This is a genomic window from Kitasatospora sp. NPDC024654 (assembly GCF_055559155.1).
Window position 1 is genome coordinate 19,524 of record NZ_JBVHLF010000052.1, and the last position, 25,353, is coordinate 44,876.

The 25,353-nt window shown below is 71.6% G+C and carries 23 protein-coding genes and 3 tRNA genes; 23 read left to right on the plus strand and 3 right to left on the minus strand.

What is annotated here, in order from left to right:
• Nucleotide 1 precedes the first annotated feature (1 nt).
• The 6 genes from kdpA (at nt 2) to ACZ38L_RS26405 (ending at nt 9,614) form a co-directional block, all read left to right on the plus strand.
• Nucleotides 2–1,663, plus strand: a complete 1,662-nt coding sequence (gene kdpA, locus ACZ38L_RS26380; RefSeq protein ID WP_465697785.1) for a potassium-transporting ATPase subunit KdpA — start codon at nt 2–4, stop codon at nt 1,661–1,663.
• On the plus strand, nt 1,663–3,771 hold the full coding sequence (gene kdpB, locus ACZ38L_RS26385; protein ID WP_465697787.1) for a potassium-transporting ATPase subunit KdpB: 2,109 nt from the start codon (nt 1,663–1,665) through the stop codon (nt 3,769–3,771). Before kdpA ends, kdpB begins: the two co-directional genes overlap by 1 nt.
• Nucleotides 3,772–3,790: 19 nt before the next feature.
• The gene (gene kdpC, locus ACZ38L_RS26390) at nt 3,791–4,429 is read left to right on the plus strand and encodes a K(+)-transporting ATPase subunit C (protein WP_465697789.1); all 639 of its coding nucleotides are present in this window, start codon (nt 3,791–3,793) and stop codon (nt 4,427–4,429) included.
• A 109-nt stretch (nt 4,430–4,538) separates the two neighbouring features.
• Nucleotides 4,539–7,100 carry an ATP-binding protein gene (locus ACZ38L_RS26395; RefSeq protein WP_465697791.1) on the plus strand — a complete coding sequence of 854 codons (2,562 nt, stop codon included), beginning with the start codon at nt 4,539–4,541 and terminating at the stop codon, nt 7,098–7,100.
• Nucleotides 7,101–7,143: 43 nt separating this feature from the next.
• Nucleotides 7,144–7,827 carry a response regulator gene (locus ACZ38L_RS26400; RefSeq protein WP_465697793.1) on the plus strand — a complete coding sequence of 228 codons (684 nt, stop codon included), beginning with the start codon at nt 7,144–7,146 and terminating at the stop codon, nt 7,825–7,827.
• Between the two features lie 239 nt (nt 7,828–8,066).
• A complete protein-coding gene (locus tag ACZ38L_RS26405; protein ID WP_465697795.1) occupies nt 8,067–9,614 on the plus strand; it encodes a hypothetical protein in 1,548 nt (515 codons plus the stop codon).
• Between the two features lie 6 nt (nt 9,615–9,620).
• Here ACZ38L_RS26405 and ACZ38L_RS26410 read toward each other — a convergent pair whose 3' ends face one another.
• Nucleotides 9,621–10,976 (minus strand): amidohydrolase family protein, encoded by a 1,356-nt coding sequence (locus ACZ38L_RS26410; RefSeq protein ID WP_465697797.1) that lies wholly within the window; start codon nt 10,974–10,976, stop codon nt 9,621–9,623.
• Between the two features lie 268 nt (nt 10,977–11,244).
• Between ACZ38L_RS26410 and ACZ38L_RS26415 the strand changes: the two genes are divergently transcribed.
• The 8 genes from ACZ38L_RS26415 to ACZ38L_RS26450 all read left to right on the plus strand — a co-directional run bounded on the left by ACZ38L_RS26415 (nt 11,245) and on the right by ACZ38L_RS26450 (nt 16,003).
• Nucleotides 11,245–11,317: transfer RNA gene (locus tag ACZ38L_RS26415), tRNA-Thr, on the plus strand.
• Nucleotides 11,318–11,361: 44 nt separating this feature from the next.
• Nucleotides 11,362–11,434, plus strand: a tRNA-Met gene (locus tag ACZ38L_RS26420).
• Between the two features lie 83 nt (nt 11,435–11,517).
• Nucleotides 11,518–11,682, plus strand: a complete 165-nt coding sequence (rpmG, locus tag ACZ38L_RS26425; protein WP_006604855.1) for a 50S ribosomal protein L33 — start codon at nt 11,518–11,520, stop codon at nt 11,680–11,682.
• Between the two features lie 113 nt (nt 11,683–11,795).
• Nucleotides 11,796–12,257, plus strand: coding sequence for an FAS1-like dehydratase domain-containing protein (locus ACZ38L_RS26430; RefSeq protein ID WP_465697799.1), 462 nt, complete (start codon nt 11,796–11,798; stop codon nt 12,255–12,257).
• Between the two features lie 4 nt (nt 12,258–12,261).
• Nucleotides 12,262–12,684, plus strand: coding sequence for a MaoC family dehydratase (locus ACZ38L_RS26435; RefSeq protein WP_465697801.1), 423 nt, complete (start codon nt 12,262–12,264; stop codon nt 12,682–12,684).
• 104 nt (nt 12,685–12,788) lie between these two features.
• On the plus strand, nt 12,789–13,337 hold the full coding sequence (locus ACZ38L_RS26440) for a TetR/AcrR family transcriptional regulator (RefSeq protein ID WP_465697833.1): 549 nt from the start codon (nt 12,789–12,791) through the stop codon (nt 13,335–13,337).
• 108 nt (nt 13,338–13,445) lie between these two features.
• The gene (locus ACZ38L_RS26445) at nt 13,446–14,888 is read left to right on the plus strand and encodes a DHA2 family efflux MFS transporter permease subunit (RefSeq protein WP_465697803.1); all 1,443 of its coding nucleotides are present in this window, start codon (nt 13,446–13,448) and stop codon (nt 14,886–14,888) included.
• 74 nt (nt 14,889–14,962) lie between these two features.
• A complete protein-coding gene (locus ACZ38L_RS26450) occupies nt 14,963–16,003 on the plus strand; it encodes a UDP-N-acetylmuramate dehydrogenase (RefSeq protein ID WP_465697805.1) in 1,041 nt (346 codons plus the stop codon).
• A 17-nt stretch (nt 16,004–16,020) separates the two neighbouring features.
• Here ACZ38L_RS26450 and ACZ38L_RS26455 read toward each other — a convergent pair whose 3' ends face one another.
• Both ACZ38L_RS26455 and ACZ38L_RS26460 read right to left on the minus strand, forming a co-directional pair.
• Complete coding sequence (locus tag ACZ38L_RS26455; protein WP_465697807.1) at nt 16,021–17,052, minus strand: adenosine deaminase; 1,032 nt, start codon at nt 17,050–17,052, stop codon at nt 16,021–16,023.
• Nucleotides 17,053–17,150: 98 nt separating this feature from the next.
• Nucleotides 17,151–18,389, minus strand: a complete 1,239-nt coding sequence (locus ACZ38L_RS26460) for a pyridoxal phosphate-dependent aminotransferase (RefSeq protein ID WP_465697809.1) — start codon at nt 18,387–18,389, stop codon at nt 17,151–17,153.
• 223 nt (nt 18,390–18,612) lie between these two features.
• On the opposite strand from ACZ38L_RS26460, the gene ACZ38L_RS26465 reads away from it, so the two are divergent.
• The 9 genes from ACZ38L_RS26465 to rplL all read left to right on the plus strand — a co-directional run bounded on the left by ACZ38L_RS26465 (nt 18,613) and on the right by rplL (nt 25,226).
• Nucleotides 18,613–18,685: transfer RNA gene (locus ACZ38L_RS26465), tRNA-Trp, on the plus strand.
• Nucleotides 18,686–18,837: 152 nt separating this feature from the next.
• Nucleotides 18,838–19,191, plus strand: coding sequence for a preprotein translocase subunit SecE (secE, locus tag ACZ38L_RS26470; RefSeq protein WP_465697811.1), 354 nt, complete (start codon nt 18,838–18,840; stop codon nt 19,189–19,191).
• 211 nt (nt 19,192–19,402) lie between these two features.
• Nucleotides 19,403–20,305 carry a transcription termination/antitermination protein NusG gene (nusG, locus tag ACZ38L_RS26475; protein WP_465697813.1) on the plus strand — a complete coding sequence of 301 codons (903 nt, stop codon included), beginning with the start codon at nt 19,403–19,405 and terminating at the stop codon, nt 20,303–20,305.
• 157 nt (nt 20,306–20,462) lie between these two features.
• Nucleotides 20,463–20,897 carry a 50S ribosomal protein L11 gene (rplK, locus tag ACZ38L_RS26480; protein WP_396555498.1) on the plus strand — a complete coding sequence of 145 codons (435 nt, stop codon included), beginning with the start codon at nt 20,463–20,465 and terminating at the stop codon, nt 20,895–20,897.
• Between the two features lie 95 nt (nt 20,898–20,992).
• Nucleotides 20,993–21,715 carry a 50S ribosomal protein L1 gene (rplA, locus tag ACZ38L_RS26485; RefSeq protein ID WP_465697815.1) on the plus strand — a complete coding sequence of 241 codons (723 nt, stop codon included), beginning with the start codon at nt 20,993–20,995 and terminating at the stop codon, nt 21,713–21,715.
• Between the two features lie 299 nt (nt 21,716–22,014).
• On the plus strand, nt 22,015–22,860 hold the full coding sequence (locus ACZ38L_RS26490) for an SCO4651 family lipoprotein (RefSeq protein ID WP_465697817.1): 846 nt from the start codon (nt 22,015–22,017) through the stop codon (nt 22,858–22,860).
• A gap of 71 nt (nt 22,861–22,931) precedes the next feature.
• Complete coding sequence (locus ACZ38L_RS26495; protein ID WP_465697819.1) at nt 22,932–23,771, plus strand: SCO4651 family lipoprotein; 840 nt, start codon at nt 22,932–22,934, stop codon at nt 23,769–23,771.
• Between the two features lie 389 nt (nt 23,772–24,160).
• Nucleotides 24,161–24,733 (plus strand): 50S ribosomal protein L10, encoded by a 573-nt coding sequence (gene rplJ, locus ACZ38L_RS26500; RefSeq protein WP_396555490.1) that lies wholly within the window; start codon nt 24,161–24,163, stop codon nt 24,731–24,733.
• 109 nt (nt 24,734–24,842) lie between these two features.
• A complete protein-coding gene (rplL, locus tag ACZ38L_RS26505) occupies nt 24,843–25,226 on the plus strand; it encodes a 50S ribosomal protein L7/L12 (RefSeq protein ID WP_465697821.1) in 384 nt (127 codons plus the stop codon).
• Nucleotides 25,227–25,353: the final 127 nt, after the last annotated feature.

A 25,353-nucleotide genomic window follows, 5' to 3' on the forward strand; every position in this document is an offset into this window, starting at 1 on the left:
CATGAGCTCCACTCTCGCGGGTTGGTTGCAGGCCCTTGCCCTGGTGGGCGCGCTGGCCCTGTGTTACCGCCCTCTTGGCGACTACATCGCCAAGCTCCTCACCACCGCCAAGCACCTGAAGGTGGAGCGCGGTCTGTACAAGGTGATCGGGGTCGACGGCGACGCCGACCAGCGCTGGCCGAGCTACCTGCGCTCGGTGCTGGCCTTCTCGGCGGTCTCGGTCGTCTTCCTCTACGCCTTCCTGCGGCTGCAGGACAAGCTGATGCTGAGCCTCGGTTTCAAGGGGATGGCTCCGCACAGCGCGTGGAACACCGCGATCTCGTTCGTGACCAACACCAACTGGCAGGACTACGGTGGCGAGTCGACGCTGGGCCACCTGGTGCAGATGGCCGGCCTGGCGGTGCAGAACTTCATCTCGGCCGCCGTCGGCATCGCCGTGGTGGCGACCCTGATCCGGGGCTTCACCCGCTCCAAGACGGACCGGGTGGGCAACTTCTGGGTGGACCTGACCCGGATCGTGCTGCGCCTGCTGCTGCCGCTGTCGATCGTCTTCGCGCTGGTCCTGGTGGCCAACGGCGCGATCGAGAACCTGCACGGGTTCCACCAGGTGACCACGCTGGCCGGGGACACCCAGTCGATCCCGGGCGGTCCGGTGGCCTCCCAGGAGGCGATCAAGGAGCTGGGCACCAACGGTGGTGGCTTCTTCAACGCCAACTCGGCGCACCCCTTCGAGAACCCGACCGGGTTCACCAACTGGCTGGAGATCTTCCTGCTGCTGGTGATCTCGTTCTCGCTGCCGCGTACCTTCGGCAAGATGGTCGGCGACCACCGTCAGGGCTACGCGATCGTCTCCGTGATGGGGCTCTTCTGGGCCGCCTCGGCCGCGGCGCTGACGTTCTTCGAGACGCACCCCACCGGTGTGGCGCTGAAGGCGGCCGGTGGGGCGATGGAGGGCAAGGAGGTCCGCTTCGGCCTCTGGGCCTCCAGCCTGTTCGCCTCCTCGACGACGCTGACCTCGACCGGTGCGGTGGACGCCGCGCACGACTCGCTCACCCCCGGCGGTGGCGGCGTGACGATCTTCGACATGATGCTCGGCGAGATCGCCCCCGGCGGCACCGGCTCGGGCCTGTACGGGATGCTGATCCTGGCGATCGTGGCGGTCTTCGTGGCCGGTCTGATGGTCGGGCGCACCCCGGAGTACCTGGGCAAGAAGCTCGGCGGCCGGGAGATGAAGTTCGCCTCCCTCTACATCCTGACCACGCCGGCGATCGTGCTGATCGGTGCTGGTGTCGCGATCGCGCTGCCCGGTGAGCGGGCACAGATGCTCAACTCCGGTGCGCACGGCTTCTCCGAGGTGCTGTACGCGTTCACCTCGGCGGCGAACAACAACGGTTCGGCGTTCGGCGGTCTCACGGTGAACACGCCGTGGTACGACACCGCGCTCGGCCTGGCGATGGTCCTGGGCCGGTTCCTGCCGATGGTCTTCGTGCTGGCGCTGGCCGGCTCGCTCGCCCAGCAGCAGCCGGTCCCCGCCACCCCGGGCACCCTGCCCACCCACAAGCCGCTGTTCGTGGGCCTGCTGTCGGGCGTCGTCCTGATCGTCGTCGGCCTCACCTACTTCCCTGCCCTGGCCCTCGGGCCGCTCGCGGAGGGTCTGCACTGATGTCCACCCCCACTCTCACCGTTCCCCCGCAGCAGGAGGAAGTGGTCCCGCACCGGGCCTCCAGCAACCTGCTCGACCCCAAGGTCCTCCTCGCGGCGGTCCCCGACGCGGTCAAGAAGCTCGACCCGCGGGTCATGGTCAAGAACCCGGTCATGTTCGTGGTCGAGGTCGGTTCGGTGGTCACCACCGTCTCCGCGATCGCGCACCCCTCGGTGTTCGCCTGGGCGATCACCGTCTGGCTCTGGCTGACCACGGTCTTCGCCAACCTGGCCGAGGCCGTCGCCGAGGGCCGCGGCAAGGCGCAGGCCGACACGCTGCGCCGCACCAAGACCGACACGATGGCCCGGCGGCTGGTCAACTGGCCCGCCTCGCAGGCCGAGGAGTCGGTGGCCGGTACCGAGCTGGCGCTCGGCGACCACGTGGTGGTCGAGGCCGGCGAGATCATCCCCGGTGACGGTGACGTCGTCGAGGGCGTCGCCTCCGTGGACGAGTCGGCGATCACCGGTGAGTCCGCTCCCGTCATCCGCGAGTCGGGTGGTGACCGCAGCGCGGTGACCGGTGGCACCAAGGTGCTCTCCGACCGGATCGTGGTGAAGATCGCCTCCGAGCCCGGCAAGTCGTTCATCGACCGGATGATCGCGCTGGTCGAGGGCGCGGCCCGGCAGAAGACGCCGAACGAGATCGCGCTCAACATCCTGCTGGCCTCGCTGACCATCGTCTTCCTGGTCGCGGTGGTCACCCTGCAGCCGATGGCCTCCTTCGCGGGGGCGCCGCAGACGCTGATCGTGCTGGTCGCGCTGATCGTGGCGCTGATCCCGACCACCATCGGCGCGCTGCTCTCCGCGATCGGCATCGCCGGCATGGACCGCCTGGTGCAGCGCAACGTGCTCGCCATGTCGGGCCGCGCGGTCGAGGCGGCCGGTGACGTCAACACCCTGCTGCTGGACAAGACCGGCACCATCACGCTGGGCAACCGGCAGGCCGCCGAGTTCCTGCCGGCCCGGGGCGTGAACACCGACGACCTGGCGAACGCCGCCCAGCTCTCCTCCCTCGCGGACGAGACGCCGGAGGGCCGCTCGATCGTGGTGCTGGCGAAGACCGAGTACGGTCTGCGGGCCCGCGTCCAGGGTGAGTTGACGCACGCGACCTGGGTCCCGTTCACCGCGCAGACCCGGATGTCGGGTGTCGACCTGGACGAGGCCGACGGTCTGCACCAGGTCCGCAAGGGCGCGGCCGGTTCGGTCGCCAACTGGGTCACCGAGAACGGCGGCACGGTCGGCGGCGACATCACCGAGCTGGTGGACCGGATCTCCGGCGCCGGCGGCACCCCCCTGGTGGTCGCCGAGCGCAGAGGCAGCGCCGCCCCCCGGGCCCTGGGCGTCATCTACCTGAAGGACGTCGTCAAGGAGGGCATGAAGGAGCGCTTCGACGAGCTGCGCCGGATGGGTATCAAGACCATCATGATCACGGGTGACAACCCGCTGACCGCCAAGGCGATCGCGGACGAGGCCGGGGTGGACGACTTCCTGGCCGAGGCGACGCCCGAGGACAAGATGGCGTTGATCAAGAAGGAGCAGGAAGGTGGCAAGCTGGTCGCCATGACCGGTGACGGCACCAACGACGCTCCCGCGCTGGCCCAGGCGGACGTGGGCGTGGCGATGAACACCGGCACCATGGCGGCCAAGGAGGCCGGCAACATGGTGGACCTGGACTCCAACCCCACCAAGCTGATCGAGATCGTCGAGATCGGCAAGCAGCTGCTCATCACGCGTGGCGCGCTCACCACCTTCTCGATCGCCAACGACGTCGCGAAGTACTTCGCGATCATCCCGGCCATGTTCGCCAGCGTGTACCCGGGCCTGGGGCACCTGAACATCATGGCGCTGCACAGCCCGAAGTCCGCGATCACCTCGGCGATCATCTTCAACGCCCTGGTCATCATCGGCCTGATCCCGCTCGCCCTGCGTGGGGTGAAGTACCGGCCATCGGACGCGAGTTCGTTGCTGCGGCGGAACATCGGGATCTACGGTTTCGGTGGTCTGATCGTGCCGTTCATCGGGATCAAGGCGATCGACCTGGTCGTCCAGTTCATTCCCGGCCTGCGCTGAGAGACGGAGGAAAGCCATCATGCCCAAGCCCCTGCCCACCTCCGTTCGCACCCACTTCACCGCGCTGCGGATGCTGCTGGTGATGACCGTGATCTGCGGTGTCGCCTACCCGCTGCTGGTCACCGGGATCAGCCAGGTCGCCTTCAGCCAGAAGGCGAACGGTTCGATCGTCAAGAACGCGAGCGGCCAGGAGATCGGGTCCAGCCTGCTGGGCCAGAACTTCAACCTGCCGAAGAAGAACCCGAACGACCCCAACGAGCAGGCCCAGCCGGACCCGAAGTGGTTCCAGCCGCGCCCCTCGGCGGCCGGTACCGGCTACGACCCGACGGCGTCGGGCCCCACCAACCTGGGCCCGAACAGCGACAAGCTGCTGAAGTCGGTCCAGGACGCCCGTCAGGCCGTCGCCCAGTTCGACGGCGTCGACCCGGCCACCGTGCCGGCCGACGCGATCACCTCCTCGGGTTCCGGTCTGGACCCGGACATCTCGGTCGCCTACGCCAAGGAGCAGATCAACCGGGTCGCCAAGGCCCGTGACCTGCCCACCGACGTGGTCGCCAAGCTGGTCGACAAGTACACCGAGAGCCGCTCGCTCGGCTTCCTCGGCGACCCCGGGGTGAACGTCCTCCTGCTCAACAAGGCACTCAGCGAGACGAAATGACGCTTCGTCAGATCGAGTGAAGCGGCCGGCCCGGGCCCGGGGATGATCTCCCCGAGCGCCCGGGCCGGCCCGCCCACGTTTCCGCCCATCCTGTGTGAAAGAGACCTCCATGGCTCGCGATCTCGGCCCCGGCGCCTCGGCACGGCGCGGCCGGCTACGGGTGTACCTCGGTTCGGCCCCCGGTGTCGGCAAGACCTACCGGATGCTGGACGAGGCCCGTCGCAGACAGGAACGCGGGGCGGACGTGGTGGTGGGCTGGATCGAGTGCCACGGGCGCAAGCACACCGCGGCCATGCTGGACGGCCTGGAGATCGTCCCGGCGCTGCACCGGATCTACCGGGAGACCGAGTTCCGCGAGATGGACCTGGACGCGGTGCTCGCCCGCCGGCCGTCCGTGGCGCTGGTCGACGAGCTGCCGCACACCAACATCCCCGGCGGCCGCAACGCCAAGCGCTGGCAGGACATCGAGGAACTGCTCGCCGCCGGCATCGACGTGATCACCACCGTGAACATCCAGCACCTGGAGAGCCTGAACGACGTCGTCCAGAAGATCACCGGGATCCCGCAGCGGGAGACCGTGCCGGACGAGGTGGTGCGCCGGGCCGACCAGATCGAACTCGTCGACATGGCTCCGCAGGCGCTCCGGCGCCGGATGGCCCATGGCAACGTCTACAAGGCCGAGAAGGTGGACGCCGCGCTCACCAACTACTTCCGGGTCGGCAACCTGACCGCGCTGCGCGAGCTCGCCCTGCTCTGGGTGGCCGGGCGGGTCGACGAAGGGCTGCGCGAGTACCGGTCCACCCACCGCATCGACCGGGTCTGGGAGACCAGCGAACGGGTCGTGGTCGCGCTCACCGGCGGGCCGGAGGGGGAGACCCTGATCCGCCGCGCCGCCCGGATCGCCGACCGCACGATCGGCGGCCAGGGCGACAACCGGCTGCTGGCGGTGCACGTCACCCGCAGCGACGGGCTGGCCGGTGCCTCACCGGCGGCGCTGGCCACCCAGCGCCAGCTGGTGGAGACCCTGGGAGGCAGCTACCACGTGGTGGTCGGGGACGACATCCCGAGCGCGCTGCTCGCCTTCGCCCGCGCCAACGACGCCACCCAGCTGGTGCTCGGCACCAGTCGGCGCGGCCGGGTCAACCGCTTCCTGACCGGCCCGGGCATCGGCGAGACCACCGTCGACCAGTCCGAGGACATCGACGTCCACATGGTCACCCACGAGTTCACCAGGCGTGGCCGGCTGCCCTCGCTGGGTCGCCGGCACTCGCGGCGGCGGACCGTGGCCGGCTTCGGCTCCGGCCTGCTGCTGCCCTTCGCACTGACCGCGCTGCTCTCCCAGCTGCACCACACGGTCAACCTGACCACCGACGCACTGCTCTTCCAACTCGGAGTGGTGGCGGTCGCGTTGCTCGGTGGCGCGGTCTCCGCGCTGGTGGCCTCGCTGGTCGCCTCGCTGCTGCTGAACTACTACTTCATCCCGCCGGTGCACACCTTCACCATCGGCGAGACCAACAACTGGATAGCGCTGCTGGTCTTCGCGGCGGTCGCGCTCACCGTCTCCACCGTGGTGGACCGGGCCGGCCGGCAGACCAGCCGGGCGGCCCGGGCCACCGCCGAGGCCGAGACGCTCAGCACGCTGGCCGGCAGCGTGCTGCGCGCCCGGGAGGGCAGCGGAGGCAGCGGCTCGGCCATCCCGACCCTGCTGGAGCACTCCCGGACCACCTTCGGCCTGGACTCGGTGGCCCTGCTCTCCCGCGCCACCGGCGAGGTGATCGCCCGCAGCGACGGCTCGGGCGAGCAGGCCGCCGAGCGGGACACCACCGAGGTACCGGTCGGTTCGGACGCGCTGCTGATCCTGGCCGGCCGTCGGCTGCCGGCCGACGAGCAGCGGGTGCTGACCGCCTTCGCCGCGCACGTCGCCGCCGCGCTGGAGCGCGACCGGCTGGCCGCGGTGGCCGCCGAGGTCGAGCCGATCAAGGCGGCGGACCGGATGCGCACCGCGCTGCTCGCCGCCGTCAGCCACGACCTGCGCACCCCGCTGGCCGCGGCGCTGGCCTCGGTCGGCTCGCTGCGCAGCCCGGACGTCGAGTTCTCGCCCGAGGACCAGGCCGAGCTGCTGGCCACCGCGGACGAGTCGCTGGTCAAGCTGAACCGGCTGGTGGACAACCTGCTCGACATGAGCCGGCTGCAGGCCGGCGCGCTCACCCTCAACCTGGCCGCGGTGCACCTGGAGGAGGTGCTGCCGCGGGCGCTCGACTCACTGCCCGACCCGCAGGTCCCGGTGCAGCCGCTCGACCTGGACCACGTGCCCGCGGTGCTGGCCGACCCGCCGCTGCTGGAGCGGGTGCTGGCCAACGTGATCACCAACGCGCTGCGGCACAACGCGCCGGGCGCGCCCGTGCTGGTCACCGCCAGCGCGCACCAGGACCAGGTGCAGATCCGGATCGCCGACCGCGGTCCCGGCATTCCGCCCACCGACCGCGACCGGGTGTTCCTGCCCTTCCAGCGGCTCGGCGACACCGACAACACCAGCGGCGTGGGCCTGGGCCTCGCGCTCTCCCGCGGCCTGGCCGAGGCGATGGGCGGCACCCTGGAGGTCGAGGACACCCCCGGGGGTGGCACCACGATGCTGCTCACCCTGCCGGTAGCCGAGGAGGGGACCCTGTGAACCAGCCGACCGACCCGCGCCGCCGGCCGTTCGAGGTGCCGGCATGAGCCACATCCTGGTGGTGGACGACGAGCCGCAGCTGCTGCGCGCGCTGCGGATCAACCTGCGGGCCCGCAAGTACGACGTGGCCACCGCCGACACCGGAAGCGCGGCGCTGGACTCGGCCGAGCGGACCAGGCCGGACGCCGTGCTGCTCGACCTGGGCCTGCCGGACCTGGACGGCGTCGAGGTGATCCACCGGCTGCGCAGCCGGCTGCCGGTGCCGATCATCGTGCTCTCCGGCCGCAGCGGCGCCGACGACAAGATCCAGGCGCTGGACGCCGGCGCCGACGACTACGTCACCAAGCCCTTCCTGATGGACGAGCTGTTCGCCCGGCTGCGCGCGGTGCTGCGCCGCCCGGCCGCCCCCGCGCCCGGCACCCGGGCCGTGCTGGGCGACCACCTGATCGACCTGGCGGCCTGCACGGTGGTGCGCGCCGACGGCGGTGAGGGCCAGCTGAGGCTCACCCCGACCGAGTGGCGGATCCTGACCATGCTGCTCAGCAACCCGGGCCGGCTGCTGCCCGGTCGGCAGATCCTCCGCACGGTCTGGGGGCCGGACCACGAGGAGCGCGGCAACTACCTGCGGGTCTACTTCGCCGGCCTGCGCCGCAAGCTGGAACGGGACCCGGCCCGACCCCGGCACCTGATCACCGAACCCGGCATCGGCTACCGCTACGAGCCTTAGGGCCCCACGGGCGCTAAGGGTGCGTCAAGACCGGTGCTCGCGGCGCCAAGGGGGCGTCAGGACGGAGCAGAATCGATCGCCTCGGGCCTAGCGTCAGTCGTGAGGAAACGGTTCCGCTCCGCTCCGTGGGGGAGCCCGGTCCCATACCGGGTCAGGAGCTGGACCGCGCCGGACACGGCGGACCCCGACCGGGGCCCGTCCCGACCGGCGGCCAGGTGATGGGGAGGGGACGCGCGGCCATGGCAGCGGGAGCAGGAGCGACGGTCGTACCGGGGGAGAGCCTGTCGGCGGAGACGGGCTCGGGTACGGCCGGGACGGCTCCCGCGCCGCGCGATCCCCGCACCGGTCCCTCCGCCGCGGCCCCGGGCCGGACCAGGAACCGGCTGCTCACCGACGCCTACTGGACCACCCCGCGCCGGGTCCGCGCGCTCACCGGCCTCAGCCTGGCCGGTCTGCTGGCCCTGGCGGCCGTCGCCGGCACCGTCCTGGGCGGCGCCCGGGACAGCATCGACACCATCGGCCACCGGGCCGCGCCGCAGGCCGAGCGGGCCTCCGACCTCTACTTCGCGCTCAGCGACCTGGACGCCCAGGCGGCCAACCTGCTGCTGGTCGGCGCCACCCCGGCCGACTCCACCGAGCGCCAGGCGGTCGAGAACACCTACCAGCAGCGCCGGGCCCAGGCCGACCAGGACCTCCAGCAGGCCGCCGAGGCCAGCGCCAACGACCCCTCCGGGCAGCAGGCGGTCGCCGCCGTGCTGGGCGCGCTGGGCCAGTACGAGGCCCTGGTGGCCCGCTCCGACCTGGAGGAGAGCACGGCCAAGGCGCAGCCCGGCAAGCCGCCGGCCGACGCGCTGGCCGACTACCAGCAGGCCACCGACCTGCTCCGGCAGCGGCTGCTGCCCGCCGCCGACCAGGTGGCCAACAGCAACGCGGCCGTCGTGGACGGGAGTTACCGTTCCCAGCGGGCCGCACTCGGCTCCGGCTGGTGGTGGTTGCTGATCGTCGGCCTGCTCGCGCTGACGGCGCCGCTCGCCCTGCAGCGCACGCTGGCGGTCCGGTTCCGCCGGGTGGTCAACCCGCCGCTCGCGCTGGCCACCGTGCTCACCGCGGCCGGCCTGGTCTACCTGCTGTCGCTGGCCTCCGGCGCCGACCAGCACCTGGTGGTGGCCAAGAGCAACGCCTACGACTCGGTGATCGCGCTCAGCCGGGCCAAGGCGGTGGCCTACGACAGCAACGCCGACGAGAGCCGCTACCTCACCGACCCCTCCCGGGCCGCCGCCTACCAGCAGAGCTTCTTCGACAAGACCCAGTCGATCGTCCAGATCGACGGCGCGACCCTGGACAGCTACGACGGCCGACTCGCCCCGCTGGCCGCCGCCGTGCTGGCCGATCCGGCCAAGGTCGGGTTCGGCGGCTACCTCGGCGACGAGCTGCGCAACATCACCTTCCCCGGCGAACAGGCCGCCGCGGACAAGGTGTTGACCTCGTTCCAGACCTACCAGGCGGACGACCGGAAGATCCGCTCGCTCCAGGCCGAGGGGGAGCTGTCGGACGCCATCGCCTTCGACACCGGCACCGCGCCCGGCCAGTCGGACGGCGACTTCACGGTGCTGAGCAACGCCTTCGACAACGTGATCGGGATCAACCAGCACGCCTTCGACCAGGCAGTCTCGGCCGCCGACAGCGACCTGGGCACCGGCACCACGGTGCTCGGCGGGGTCCTGCTGCTGCTCGTGGTCGGCCTGAGCGTCCTCGGGGTCCGCCCCCGGCTGCGCGAGTACCGCTGAGCCGGTTCAGCGGTGCCCGCTCTGCCGGGGCAGGGCGAGCGCCACGGTGTCCGCGAACTCCCGTACCGCGCTGGTCCGGGAGACCACCCGGCCGCTGTGCACCACCAGCCGGCTGTGCCCGCCGGCCAGCGCCCCGGCCAGGCTGTCCCCGCGCACCGCGAGCAGCTCGGCCGGGAACCCGGCGTCCACCCGGACCGGCGGCAGGCCCATCACCAGCCGGGCCTGGTTGCTCACCGCCTCGTACGCGGCCACCGTGCCCAGCCCGCCGCCCGCCGCCAGCAGGTAGGCGGCCTCCAGCGGGTCCGCCCGGCCGACCGGGTTGGCCAGGTCGCGCAGCGCCCCGCTGCCGGCCGCCAGGGCGATCTGACCACCCATCAACTCCTTCACCAGTATGGGGCTCAAGCCCTCGGGCTGGCCGTCCACCCCGCAGCAGGAGCCGTTCTGCGGCAGGCAGACCACCCGAACTCCGGCCGTCCGCAGAACGGTTGCCCCGCCGGGCGTCAGTCGGTCGCACGGCGCGAACGCCACCCGCGGCCGCAGTGGTGCCAACACCGCTGTGATCCTGGCCAGTTGGGCCTGGTCGGCGGCCCGGGTGTGCAGATCGACCGGGCAGTCGAAGTCCAGCGCCGCGCCGGCCAGCGTCTGCACGTAGCCGACCGGGTCCGGGTCCAGCTCGGGGCAGCCGCCGATCGCGTCCGCGCCGAGCCGGAGCGCCTCGCGCAGCCGGGCCCGGCCGTCCGCGCCGGCGACCCCGGTCAGCAGCCGCGGGACGGCCACCACCTGCAGCTCGGCCAGCCCGCGCAGCGCCTGCCGGGCGGTGAGCACGGCCTCCAGCCGGCGCAGCCCGTGCACGTCGCCGATCCGGACGTGGGTGCGCTGCGCGGTGGCGCCGTAGCCGAGCGAGGTGAGCGCGGCCTCGGTGACCCGGCGAACCAGCTCCGCCGGGGTCTCCGGATCGCCCGGGGTGGCGGCCGGCGTCGTGGGCGGCGCGGCCGGCAGCGCGGTGGGCGGCGGCACGGTGGCGGAGAAGGCGCTGTCGTGGTGCGCGTGCGGTTCGGCCGGGGCGGGCAGCAGCAGGTAGCCGGTGAGGTCGATCCGGGCACCGGTCACCGTCGCACTGCCGCAGGGCAGCGCGGCCTGCGGCAGCGGGCCGAGGCTGCCGGCGGTGCCGACCGCCTGGATCCGGGTGCCGCTGATCCGGACGTCCACCAGGCGCCCGTCGACCAGCCGGGCGCCAGCCAGCAGCAGCACCGGCCCGTGGCTGAGCGGCCCCTCCGGGCCGGCGTGCGGCGGCGAGGGCGGGTCACCGGGGCCGGTCGGGCCGGGTTCTGGTCCGTCGGCGGGTGCGCTGTCCGCGCTCATCGGCCGGCTCCTCCCAGTCCTGCTGCGCCCGTCGCCCTGCCGCCCCCGTCCAGCGGGCCGGAACGGTCGGGGCAGAGCGATCACTGGCGGTCGAGCCTATGGTCCGCGCGGGTACGGAGCCGGGAGGCTCGCGCGAGTCGCCGGTCGGCCGAACGCCCGGCCTCGCTCCGCCCGCCCGTGCGGCCCTCGGACCTGCGATCTTCCGGCCCGGATACGGATTTCATCTCTGGGCCGGAACCGTGTAATGTCTTCCTCGTTCGACCGGTTCGCCCCTATAGCTCAGTCGGTAGAGCGTCTCCATGGTAAGGAGAAGGTCTGCGGTTCGATTCCGCATGGGGGCTCTGGTGAGCGGGATTCCCACTTCGCTGGGTTCTCGATCATCCAAAGCGGTGTAGCTCAGTTGGTAGAGCAAGCGGCTCATAATCGCTGTGTCACCGGTTCAAGTCCGGTCACCGCTACCCCGCGTAGTCGATCGGGAGGTCGTACTCCCGATCGGCTACTCTTGTCGTGTCATCACCCATTGTCCAAGGAAGGCACTCCCGTGGCTGCCACCGACGTCCGCCCGAAGATCACGCTGGCCTGCGTGGAGTGCAAGGAGCGGAACTACATCACCAAGAAGAACCGGCGCAACGACCCGGACCGTCTTGAGATGAAGAAGCACTGCCCCCGCTGCAACTCGCACACCGCCCACCGCGAGACCCGCTGACCCCGCAGGGAGTCACCGGGCCTGTGTGAGCACCAGGTCCTCGCCTTCAGGCCGCATCCCGTCGGGGTGCGGCCTGAAGTCGTATTCGCACCACGGAATCTGAGGAGTAGTCCATGCCGCTCGACCCCTCCTTCATCGGGCGGACGTATCCGCCCACCGAGCCGTACGAGGTCGGTCGGGAGAAGATCCGCGAGTTCGCCGCCGCGATCGGTGACGCCAACCCGGCCTACCGGGACCCGGAGGCGGCCAAGGCCCTCGGCCACCCGGACGTGATCGCCCCGCCGACCTTCCCGTTCGTGCTGAGCTACCGGGCGGCGGCCCAGGTGGTCGAGGATCCCGAGCTGGGGCTGGACTTCAGCCGGGTGGTGCACGGTGACCAGAAGTTCGCCTACACCCGCCCGGTCCGCGCCGGCGACCGCCTGAGCGTGGTCATCTCGATCGACGCCATCAAGTCGCTGGCGGGCAACGATGTCCTGACGGTCCGCGGCGAGCTGCTGGACGACGGCGGCGAGCACGTGGTGACGTCCTTGATGACGCTGGTCGCGCGGGCGGCCACCGATGAGGCGGGGGAGTAACGCGATGGCCGTCAGCTTCGACGAGGTCGAGGTCGGGACCGAGCTCCCGGCCGGCAGCTTCCCGGTGGCCCGGGCCACCCTGGTCCAGTACGCCGGTGCCTCGGGCGACTTCAACCCGATCCACTGGAACGAGAGGTTCGCGCTGGAGGTCGGCCTGCCCGACGTCATCGCGCACGGCATGTTCACCATGGCCGAGGCGATCCGGGTGGTCACCGACTGGACCGGTGACCCGGCCTCGGTGGTCGAGTACGGCTGCCGCTTCACCAAGCCCGTGGTGGTCCCGAACGACGGCGTGGGCGCGATGATCGAGGTCACCGGCAAGGTCGCCGCGCTGCTGGAGGACCGCCGGGTGCGGGTGGACCTGGTCGCCACCAGCGCCGGCCAGAAGGTGCTCGGGATGAGCCGCGCGGTGGTCCAGCTGGCCTGACCGGAGACGGCGGGCGGGCCCCGGGCGGGCCCGCCCGTTTTTCCCGCTTGACCAAGTAGTGATTGGCCACTAACTTAGCGGCCGTGGCAAGGGCGAGCATCCGGATGACGGCCGAGGAGCGGCGCGAGAGCGTCATCCGCGCGGCGCTGATCGAGTTCGCCCGGGGCGGCTACCACGGCACCTCGACCGAGGCGATCGCCCGCCGGGTCGGGGTCTCGCAGCCGTACCTCTTCCGGCTCTTCCCCGGCAAGCAGGCGATCTTCATCGAGGCCTGCCGGCGCTGCTGCCAGGACGTCTGGCGGGCCTTCGACCGGGCCTCGGAAGGGCTGACCGGCGCCGAGGCGCGGGGTGCGATGGGTGCGGCCTACCTGGAGTTCATCGCCGACCGTGACCAGCTGCTGATGCAGATGCAGATGCAGGTCGCGGTGGCCGGCGCGGAGGCGGGCGGTGACGTCGAGCTCGGCGACGCGGTCCGGGCGTCCTGGTTCGAGCTCTGGGAGAACGCCCGGCTGCGGATGGGCGGCGACCACGTCGGCGCCGCCGAGTTCTTCGGTCACGGGATGCTGATCAACGCCCTGGTCGCGATGGGCTTCCCGATGGAACACCCGGTCTGGGCGGCCTACGACGAGGGGGACGAGGAGAAGGCCGAGTAGCCGACGAGGAGAAGACCGGGTAGCCGGAGAGCGGCCCGCGGGAGCGGGCCCTTCTTTCGGCCCAGAGAAGTTATTGATTGATAACTATCAATAAAGGGGAAACCTCCGATGCGGGACAGCACCGACCGCACGCCGGGCTTCGGCCGCACCGCGGTCTGGACCCTGGTGATCACCAGCGTGGCCGGCTTCATGGCCTCGCTGGACAACCTCGTCGTCACCACCGCCCTGCCGTCCATCCGGGCCCACCTCGGCGGCGGCCTCTCCGACCTGGAGTGGACCGTCAGCGCCTACACCCTCACCTTCGCGGTGCTGCTGATGCTCGGCGCCGCGCTCGGCGACCGGTTCGGCCGCCGCCGGTTCTTCCTGGCCGGCCTGACCGTCTTCACCGCGGGCTCGGCCGCCGCCGCGCTCGCCCCGGGCATCAACGCGCTGATCGTCGCCCGGGCCGTGCAGGGCGCCGGCGCCGCGGTGATGATGCCGCTGACGCTGACCCTGCTCACCACCGCGGTGCCGGCCGCCCGGCGCGGGGCGGCCTTCGGGATCTGGTCCGGCGTCAACGGCCTGGCCGTCGCCACCGGCCCGCTGATCGGCGGCGCGCTCACCCAGCACCTGTCCTGGCAGTGGATCTTCTGGCTGAACGTGCCGATCGGCCTGCTGCTGCTCCCGTTCGCCCTCCGCCGGCTCACCGAGAGCCGGGGCGCCGGCCGGGCGCTGGACGTGCCGGGCACCGTGCTGGTCAGCCTCGGCCTGTTCGGCGTGGTCTTCGCCCTGGTCCGCGGCAACGCCGACGGCTGGACCAGCGCGCCGGTGCTCACCGGCCTGGTCGCCGGCGCGGGCTTCCTGGCCGGCTTCGTCCGCCACGAGCTGCGCGCCGCGCACCCGATGCTGCCCATGCGGCTCTTCCGCGGCCGCTCCTTCACCGCGGTGAACGTCGCCAGCCTGCTGATGTTCCTGGGCATGTTCGGCTCGATCTTCCTGATCAGCCAGTACCTGCAGACCGTGCTGGGGACCACTCCGACCGAGGCCGGCGTGCGGATGCTGCCCTGGACCGGGATGCCGCTGCTGGTCTCGCCGCTCGCCGGCGTCCTCTCCGACCGGATCGGCGGCCGGCCCATCGTGGTCACCGGGCTGGCACTGCAGGCGCTCGGCCTGGCCATGTTCGCCACCATCGCGCACCACAGCACCTCGTACGGCGCCCAGATCCCCACCCTGGTGGTCTGCGGGGTCGGCATGTCGCTCTACTTCGCGCCCACCGCCAGTCTGGTGATGGCCAGCGTCGCCCCGCACGAACAGGGGATCGCCTCCGGCGCCAACAACGCGATGCGCGAGGTCGGCGGGGCGCTCGGGGTGGCCGTGCTCTCCTCGGTCTTCTCCGCCCGGGGCGGCTACGGCACCGCCCACACCTTCACGGACGGCCTGGTCCCCGCGCTGTACACCGGCGCCGCGGCGGTCGCGGTGGCCGCCGTCGCCGCCGCGTTGCTCCCGCGCCGCCGGACGGGCGACGCCCCGGCCGGGCCGGCCCCCGCGCCGCTCGCGCGCGTCGAGGCCTGACCGGCCACCGGGGGATACCGCGTCCGGCCGCCGCCGCGGGCGGTCGGTCGCGGCGGTCCCCGTACGCTAAGGGCGTGCAGGTACTCGAAAACGCCCCCCTCGCCCCGCTGACCACCCTCCGGCTCGGCGGCCCGGCCCGCCGCCTGGTCGTCGCGGAGACCGACGCCGAGGTGATCGACACCGTCCGCGCGGCCGACGACGCCGGCGAGCCGCTGCTGGTGATCGGCGGCGGCAGCAACCTGGTGATCGGCGACGCCGGCTTCGACGGCACCGTGCTGAGGATCGCCACCACCGGCTTCACCCTGGACGGCACCGCGCTGGAGCTGGCCGCCGGCGAGGTCTGGGCCGACGCGGTGACCCGCACGGTGGAGGCGGGCCTGGCCGGCATCGAGTTCCTGGCCGGCATCCCCGGCTCGGCCGGCGCCACCCCGGTGCAGAACGTGGGCGCCTACGGCCAGGAGGTGGCCGGCAGCATCACCGAGGTGGTCGCCTACGACCGCGAGCGGGGGGAGACGGTCACCCTCGGCAACGCCGACTGCGCCTTCTCCTACCGGCACAGCCGCTTCAAGGCCACCCCCGAGCGCTACGTGGTGCTGCGGGTCCGGTTCGGCCTGGAGCGGGCCGACGGCGCCTCCAGCCCGGTCCGGTACGCCGAGGTGGCCAAGACCCTCGGCGTCGAGGCCGGTCAGCGGGTGCCGCTGCGGGCCGCCTACCAGACCGTGCTGGCGCTGCGCGGCGGCAAGGGCATGGTGCTGGACCCGGCCGACCACGACACCTGGTCGGCCGGCTCGTTCTTCACCAACCCGATCCTCACCCCGGACGAGTACCAGGCGTTCCTGGCCCGGCTCGGCGACCTGGCCGCGCCCGCCTACCCCGCGCCGAACGGTCACACCAAGACCTCCGCCGCCTGGCTGATCGACCGCTCCGGCTTCGGCAGGGGCTACGGCAAGGGCCCGGCGACCCTCTCCACCAAGCACACCCTGGCGCTCACCAACCGCGGCCGGGCCACCACCGAGGACCTGCTCGCACTGGCCCGGGAGATCCGGGACGGCGTCCGGGCATCGTTCGGCGTCGAGCTGGTCAACGAGCCGGTCCTGGTCGGCGTCGAGCTGTAGGAGGGGACGGGCCCCGGCTACTCGGCCGCCAGCCAGGCGTCGATCTCGGCCAGCAGCTCCTTGCGGGCCTCCTCCGGCGCCCGGGTGGCCCGCACCGACTGCCGGGCCAGCTCGGCGAGTTCGGCGTCGGAGAAACCGTGCACCCGGCGGGCCAGCTCGTACTGCTCGGCCAGCCGGGAGCCGAAGAGCAGCGGGTCGTCCGCGCCCAGCGCGAGCGGCACGCCCGCCTCGAAGAGCGTCCGCAGCGGCACCGCCTCGGCCTTCTCGTAGACCCCGAGCGCCACGTTGGAGGCCGGGCAGACCTCGCAGGTGATCTGCCGGTCGGCCAGCCGCTGGAGCAGCCGCGGGTCCTCGGCGGCCCGCACGCCGTGGCCGATCCGACCGGCCCCCAGGTCGTCCAGGCAGTCCCGGACCGACTCCGGGCCGGCCAGCTCGCCGCCGTGCGGGGCGGCCAGCAACCCGGCCTTCCGGGCGATCGCGAAGGCCCGGTCGAAGTCGCGGGCCAGCCCGCGCCGCTCGTCGTTGGAGAGGCCGAAGCCCACCACGCCCTGGTCGGCGTAGCGGACGGCCAGCCGGGCCAGCGTCCGGGCGTCCATCGGCGACTTCATCCGGTTCGCCGCGACCAGCACCCGGATCCCCACCCCGGTGGCGGCGGAGGCCTCCCGCACCGCGTCCAGGATCAGCTCCAGCGCCGGGATCAGCCCGCCCAGCCGGGGCGCGTAGGAGGTCGGGTCCACCTGGATCTCCAGCCAGCGCGAGCCGTCCGCCAGCTCGTCCTCGGCGGTCTCCCGGACCAGCCGGCGGATGTCCTGCTCGTCCCGCAGCACCGAGCGCGCGGTGTCGTAGAGGCGCTGGAAGCGGAACCAGCCCCGCTCGTCGGTGGCCCGCAGCCTGGGGGGCTGCCCCGAGCTCAGCGCCTCGGGCAGTCGGACCCGGTGCTTCTCGGCCAGCTCCAGCAGGGTGGCCGGGCGCATCGAGCCGGTGAAGTGCAGGTGCAGATGGGCTTTCGGCAGCTGCCGGAGGTCGCGGGAGCCTGACAGGTGGTCCATTCGCTGATCCTGCCGCATCCACCCCCGGAACGGGAAGCGCCCCCTTCAGGTCCCCCGAAGGGGTGAAGGGGGCGCCACGTTCCGGGGGACCGCCGGGATCAGTCGCGGGCCTCGCCCAGCAGCTTCTGCATCCGGCCGACGCCCTCGGCCAGGTCGGCGTCGCCCAGCGCGTAGGAGAGCCGCAGGTAGCCCGGGGTGCCGAAGGCCTCACCCGGGACGACGGCCACCTCGGCCTCGTCCAGGATCAGGCTCGCCAGCTCGGCCGAGGTCTGCGGACGGCGGCCGCGGATCTCCTTGCCCAGCAGCGCCTTGACCGAGGGGTAGGCGTAGAACGCGCCCTCCGGCTCGGGGCAGTAGACGCCCTCGATCTCGTTGAGCATCCGCACGATGGTGCGCCGGCGGCGGTCGAAGGCGGCCTTCATCTCGTCCACCGCCGACAGGTCACCGCTCACCGCCACGAGTGCCGCCCGCTGCGCCACGTTGTTGACGTTCGAGGTGGCGTGTGACTGGAGGTTGGCGGCGGCGGCCACCACGTCCTTGGGGCCGATCAGCCAGCCGACCCGCCAGCCGGTCATCGCGTAGGTCTTGGCCACCCCGTTGACCACGATGCACTTGTCCGCCAGCTCCGGCAGCAGCGCGGGCAGCGAGCTGAACTCGGCGTCCCCGTAGACCAGGTGCTGGTAGATCTCGTCGGTGAGCACCCACAGGCCGTGCTCGGCGATCCAGCGGCCGATCGCCTCGGTCTCGGCCCGGGTGTAGACCGAGCCGGTCGGGTTGGACGGCGAGACGAAGAGGACGACCTTGGTGCGCTCGGTCCGGGCGGCCTCCAGCTGCTCCACCGAGACCTTGTAGTTGGTGGTCTCGTCGGCCACCACCTCGACCGGCACGCCGCCCGCGAGCCGGATCGACTCCGGGTAGGTGGTCCAGTACGGCGCCGGGACGATGACCTCGTCGCCCGGGTCGAGGATGGCCGCGAAGGCCTCGTAGATCGCCTGCTTGCCGCCGTTGGTCACCAGCACCTGCGAGGGGTCCACCTGGTAGCCGCAGTCGCGCAGCGTCTTCGCCGCGATGGCCGCCTTGAGCTCGGGCAGGCCGCCGGCCGGGGTGTAGCGGTGGTTCTTCGGGTCCTGGCAGGCCTCGACGGCCGCCGCGACGATGTAGTCCGGAGTGGGGAAGTCCGGCTCGCCGGCGCCGAAGCCGATCACCGGGCGGCCGGCGGCCTTGAGAGCCTTGGCCTTGGCGTCGACGGCGAGGGTCGCGGACTCCGCGATGGCGCCGATCCGAGCGGAGACCCGGCGGTCGGCGGGGGCAGTGTGGGCGGAGGAGGAAGCGCTCATACCTGCATGGTCGCAGAACCCGCAGGGCGCGTGCGGCGGGGTTTCACGATCCGTACCTGCGGATCCGTCGGAGGGGTGGCTCCGGAAGAGGTTCGACCAAACGCCGAGGAACCCGTACACTCACTGATCGATGGCTCCGGCCGCACCACATCACCCGAGCGTTCACCGCGCAGGGGGACCGATGGGGTAGGTTGGGGGCATCTCAAGTGCCGCGAGGCGCTGTAGGGCACTAGCTCAATTGGTAGAGTCCCGGTCTCCAAAACCGGTGGTTGGGGGTTCGAGTCCCTCGTGCCCTGCTGCTTTTTCCGTGTCAGCCCGTTCGCTCCACCAGAGCGAGCGGGCTTGATGCAGAGAGGGCCCTGTTCAGTACTGCCTTTCGCCGGATCGCCCGTACTCACCAGGAGTACGTCAGTGACACTCGGCAGGACCCGGATTCAGGTGAGGACGAGTGACGGAGACCACGGGCTCCACCGCAACGCCTGAGAGCGGCAACCACGAGGGCGCCGGCGCGGCGTCGGACGGTGTCGCCGAGGGCACCGAGAAGACCCTCTCGCGGCGCGAGCGCAAGCGCGCCGGCGGTGGCGACAAGAAGTCGGGCAAGCGCGCCAAGCGCGGCCTGTTCGCCCGCATCGGGCTGTACTACCGGCAGATCATCGCGGAACTCCGCAAGGTCGTCTGGCCCACCCGCAGCGAGCTGATGAGCTACACCAGCGTCGTGGTCGTGTTCGTGGCCGTGATCATCGGCGTGGTGGCCGGGCTGGACTCGGGCTTCGCCAAGCTGACCTTCCTGATCTTCGGCTGATCCGCGCGGACAGCCGCCGCAGCACCTCCCGCGACCCGGGCCGGACCAACGGCCCGGGTCGCGCTGTCGGCGCCGACCGGACGAGCCCGCTACCGTTGACTCGGTACTGTTGAGACGTCGAGCCGTAACCCACCACGCCCGCGTCGCCGGCGCGAGCGGTTACGGCGCGGACGCGTACCATCTCCACCCCTCCAGGAAAGAAGCAGCCACCGTGTCTGAGTCCCCCCTGTACGACGCCGACGAGACCGTCCGCGAGGCGGCTGCGGATGTCGCCGCCGAGGATGCGGCTGAGGCTGCCGACGACGCCGAGGCCGGCGCCCGCACCGCGGACGCCGAGCAGATCGTCGACGCCGTGGACAGCGACGAGGACGAGGTCCAGGCGGCCGACGAGGCCGAGGCCGGCCTGCCGGCCGAGCAGGCCGCGATGCACGAGGTGACCGAGGAGGAGCTGGTCGCCGAGTCCGCCGAGGCCGCTGACGAGGCCACCGTCGAGGAGGCCGAGGTCGAGACCGACCCGGTCGCCAAGTTCCGCGAGGAACTCAAGGGCATGTACGGCGAGTGGTACGTGATCCACACCTACGCCGGCTACGAGAACCGGGTGAAGCAGAACCTGGAGCAGCGCGCCGTCTCGCTCAACGTCGAGGACTACATCTTCCAGGCCGAGGTGCCGCAGGAGGAGGTCGTCCAGATCAAGAACGGCGACCGCAAGACCATCCGGCAGAACAAGCTCCCCGGCTACGTGCTGGTCCGCATGGAGCTGACCCCGGAGTCCTGGGGCGTGGTGCGCAACACCCCGGGTGTCACCGGCTTCGTCGGCAACGCCTACGACCCGTACCCGCTGACCCTGGACGAGGTCGTCAAGATGCTCGCCCCCGACGTCGAGCGGGCCGCCGCGAAGGAGGCCGGCAAGGCCTCGCCGGTCCGCCCGGTCGAGATCCAGGTGCTCGACTTCGAGGTCGGCGACTCGGTCACCGTCACCGACGGCCCGTTCGCGACCCTGCAGGCGACCATCAACGAGATCAACCCGGACTCGAAGAAGGTCAAGGGCCTGGTCGAGATCTTCGGTCGGGAGACCCCGGTCGAGCTGTCGTTCGACCAGATCCAGAAGAACTAGTCCAGATCTTCGGGTTCGGGGTGGGGCCACGGCTCCACCCCGAACCCGTTTTGGTCCAGCGACGCGCACGCGTTAGCCTGGTCAGCTGTGTGTACCCACAGCCGGGTGTCGCCCCGGAGCCGTACGCACACCCATCGAAGGAAGGACCCGGAGAGACATGCCTCCCAAGAAGAAGAAGGTCACGGGGCTTATCAAGCTCCAGATCAACGCCGGTGCGGCCAACCCGGCCCCGCCGGTCGGCCCCGCGCTGGGTCAGCACGGCGTCAACATCATGGAGTTCTGCAAGGCCTACAACGCCGCGACCGAGTCGCAGCGTGGCATGGTCGTGCCGGTGGAGATCACGGTCTACGAGGACCGCAGCTTCACCTTCATCACCAAGACTCCGCCGGCCGCCAAGCTGATCCTCAAGGCCGCGGGTGTGGAGAAGGGCTCCGGCGAGCCCCACAAGACCAAGGTCGCGAAGCTCACCAGCGCCCAGGTCCGTGAGATCGCCACCACCAAGCTCCCCGACCTGAACGCCAACGACCTGGACGCCGCGGAGAAGATCATCGCGGGTACCGCCCGGTCCATGGGCATCACCGTCGAGGGCTGACCTCCTTCCCCATCCCTGGGACCGACGCGAGCCAGTCCCGCGTGGTAGGGCCGGCGCGGCCCGTACACCACGACTCCAAGCAATCAGGAGCAGCAGTGAAGCGCAGCAAGGCCCTCAAGGCCGCCGACACCAAGGTCGAGCCCGGCCGCCTGTACGCCCCGCTCGAGGCCATCCGCCTCGCCCGGGAGACCTCCACCACCAAGTTCGACGCGACCGTCGAGGTCGCCATGCGCCTGGGTGTCGACCCGCGCAAGGCCGACCAGATGGTCCGCAGCACCGTCAACCTGCCGCACGGTACCGGTAAGACCGCCCGGGTCCTGGTCTTCGCGACCGGTGACCGTGCCGCGGCTGCGGAGGCTGCGGGCGCCGACATCGTCGGCTCCGACGAGCTCATCGACGAGGTGGCCAAGGGTCGTCTGGACTTCGACGCCGTCGTCGCCACCCCGGACCTCATGGGCAAGGTCGGCCGCCTGGGCCGCGTGCTCGGTCCCCGTGGTCTGATGCCGAACCCGAAGACCGGCACCGTCACCCCGGACGTGGCGAAGGCTGTCACGGACATCAAGGGCGGCAAGATCGAGTTCCGCGTCGACAAGCACTCGAACCTGCACTTCATCATCGGTAAGGCCTCCTTCACCGACGAGCAGCTGGTCGAGAACTACGCCGCGGCGCTGGACGAGGTCCTCCGGGCCAAGCCGTCCGCCGCCAAGGGTCGCTACATCAAGAAGACCGCGGTCTCCACCACCATGGGCCCCGGCATCCAGGTGGACCCGAACCGCACCCGCAACCTCCTCGTCGAGGAGGACCCGGCGTCGGTCTGACGCTGAGCGAGCTTGCGAGCGAAGCGGCAGGACCAGTCAGGAAGCTCAGCGTCGGTCTGACGCTGAGCGAGCTTGCGAGCGAAGCGGCAGGACCAGCCCATGGGCACAGCGTCGGTCTGATCCACCTGGTCCGAACCGCAGGGTTCTGAAGCACCGTCAGGGCCCGTATCCCTTTCCGGGGTACGGGCCCTTCGGCGTTCCCGCACCCGGGAACCGAATCCCCCCGCCCGGCAGTCCGTTCTCTCGACTAGAGTCCGCTGTCGTCCGAGATGAGCAATTCGGCTCAAAAGGGGATGTTCGTGCGAGTTGTACGGATCGCTTCGACGGTTACCGCCACCGCGCTGCTGCTGGGTGCCCTGTCGGCCTGCGGGAGCAGCGCCAAGAGCTCGGCGCCGGCCGCCGCCTCGTCGGCCGGCGCCGCTGCTCCGGCCGCCGGGAGCGCCGCCGGCAGCCCGAAGGTGGCGCTGCTGGCCGCCGCCGCGCAGATGCAGAAGCTCGGCAGTGCCAAGGTCACCCTGGGCGCGCCGTACAACGGCAACGGGGTGTACTCCTGGCAGGGCCAGGGCGACCTGGACGTCACCATGACGGAGGCCGGCCAGCCGGTCCAGGTCCGGGTGGTCGACGGCCAGCCCTACCTCGGCGCCGACGCCCAGCAGGCCGCGCTGACCGGTGGCAAGCACTGGCTGAAGCTCTCCACCGCCGCCGGCGGCCAGGGCGCCCAGCTGCAGGCGATGACCGCGCTGCTCGACCCGGCCCTCCAGCTCGGCGCCGCCACCCAGAGCGGCGAGCTCAGCGCGGTCGGCGCGGAGACCGTGAACGGCGTGCCGACCCAGCACTACCGGAGCACGGTGCCGGCCCAGACCCTGGTGGACGGGCTGGCCGCGCTGGACGCCGCCCACCGCCAGGCCGTGCTCGCCCTGCTGCAGCCCGGCTCGACCGTCACCACGGACTTCTGGCTGGACGCCAAGGGTGAGCTGGTCCAGCAGAAGGAGAGCAGCTCCGGCGGCTCCGCCCAGGCGGCCCCCGTGGTGCTCACGGTCGGCTACACCGATTTCGGCACCGCGGTGAGCGTCGCCACGCCGGCCTCGAACGACCTGATCAGCCCGGCGGACGCGGCCAAGCTGGTGGGCGCGCTGGGCGGCTGACCCGGCCCGCCCGGAGCTGCTGAGCGGTCGCGTGGCAACCTGAAGGGACGGAACGGGACCAGGAGGCGGACGTGGCAGCACGGCGGAGGGCGGCGGCGCTGGTGGTGGCCGCCGGGCTGATCGGCGGTCTGGCCGCCTGCGGTGGCTCGTCGCACCAGGCCGGCCCGTCCCCCTCCCCGTCCACCGCCTCGCCGTCCCCCACCGGGGCCCGGCCCACCGACCGTTCGCCGCGCGGGGTGATGCTCTCCTCCGCGCTGGAGCTGCAGTCGGCCCGTCGGGCCAAGTTCAGCTACCAGTTCGCCGGTCCGGCGGCCACCGACGTGGACAGCGCGGACGGGGTGCTGTTCTGGGCGCCGCGCACGGTGATGCAGCTGACCCACACCACCCCGGGCGCCACCGACCAGCTGATCGTCCTGGACACGGTGGCCTACCAGGGCGGCGACGCGGCCACCGCGGCCAAGCTCGGCGGTAAGCACTGGCAGAAGACCGACGAGACGATAGGCCCGGACGGCCGCCCGGAGATCCCGTTCTCCACCCTGATCGACCAGATCAACCCGTTGTACGCGGTGACCGCCGCGGCAGCCGCCCCCGACCTCCAGCTGCTGGGGGAGGAGAAGGTCGGCGACACCAGTACCGAGCACTACCAGGCCACCGTCACGGTGGCCGACTACGCCGCCGCCCAGCAGGCGCTGCTCACCCCCGCCCGCTCCCAGGCGCTGGCCGGCGCGCTCTCCCAGGGCGGCGTGACCACCCTGACCCTGGACCTCTGGCTGAACGACAAGGACCAGCCGGTCCAGCTGCACCTGCTCGGCAGCGGCAGCCAGGGCACCCTGGAGCACACCGTCGACTACAGCGACTACGGCGGCGCCTTCGCGGTCCAGGCCCCGGCCGAGAACGACACCCAGGACTAGGACAGGACCAGGGCAGGACCAGGACCGGTCCGGCGGGCAGATCCTGGCTCCAGGTGCCGGTGATGCGGTGATTTGGTCGAGGTTCCCGGGATGGAGTACAGTCGTCCAAGCCAAAGACCGCTGGTTGTCGCCGCGTGTCCGCAAGGAGACAGGTGGCCGAAGGATCTGCGCCTCGTCGCAGGCAGCCCGCGCAGGAGTGTTTGGAGCTTGGACTTCCGGTCCGCGCGGCTTGCCGTGCCACCGTCGAGGTTCTCTTGAGCCCCGTGCGCCTGCGCACCGGGGCTCTCACTGTTTTGTGCAGGAGCTTCCTTCTCCGTCGGTCCGAGGCGCAGTAGGTCGACTGGTCCAAGGTCGGCCGACCTCGACATCACGGAAGGAGGCGTAAGCCTATGGCAAGGCCCGACAAGGCCGCTGCCGTCGCGGAGATCGCGGACAAGTTCCGCAGCTCCAACGCGGCCGTGCTGACCGAGTACCGCGGTCTCACGGTGAAGCAGATCAAGACCCTGCGTCGCTCGCTGGGCGAGAACGCCCAGTACGCCGTGGTGAAGAACACGCTGACCAAGATCGCTGCCAACGAGGCCGGGATCAACGAGCTCGACGACCTGTTCGCGGGTCCGACGGCTGTCGCCTTCGTCGCCGGTGACCCGGTGGAGTCGGCGAAGGCTCTGCGTGACTTCGCCAAGGAGAACCCCGCTCTGATCATCAAGGGCGGTGTCCTTGATGGCAAGGCGCTGTCCGCCGATGACATCAAGAAGCTCGCGGACCTCGAGTCCCGCGAGGTGCTGCTCGCCAAGCTGGCCGGCGGTCTGAAGGCGTCCATGGCCAAGGCCGCGGCTACCTTCCAGGCTCCGCTGGTGGAGTTCGCCCGCACCGCCGAGGCGCTCCGGGCGAAGGTCGAGCAGGGCGGTGCCGGTACGCCGGCTCCCGCCGAGGCCGAGGACACCACCGAGGCTGCCGAGTAATCAGGCTCCGGCCTGAACGCTCAGCGTCCGGTACCTCCGGTCGCAGCGGGCCCGTACGCCCGCCATCCCGTACATCCGGCACCTGCCGATTTAGTGGAAGGACGCCATCATGGCGAAGCTGTCCCAGGAAGAGCTGCTCGAGCAGTTCGCCGAGCTGACCCTCATCGAGCTCTCCGAGTTCGTCAAGGCCTTCGAGGAGAAGTTCGACGTCAAGGCTGCCGCCCCGGCCGCCGTCGCCGTCGTCGGTGGCCCGGCCGCCCCGGCCGAGGCCGCTGAGGAGCAGGACGAGTTCGACGTCATCCTCGAGAGCGCCGGCGACAAGAAGATCCAGGTCATCAAGGAGGTGCGCGCCCTGACCTCCCTCGGGCTGAAGGAGGCCAAGGACCTCGTTGACGGCACCCCGAAGCCGGTCCTGGAGAAGGTTGCCAAGGAGGCCGCCGAGAAGGCCAAGGCCGCCCTCGAGGCCGCTGGCGCCAAGGTCACCGTCAAGTGACCCAGCGCTCCTGACGGAGCTCTTCGGGCCGGGGGGGGGGGGGGGGGGGGGGGGGGGGGGGGGGGGGGGGCGGGGGTGGGGGGGGGGGGGGGGGGGGGGGGGGGGGGGGGGGGGGGGGGGGGGGGGT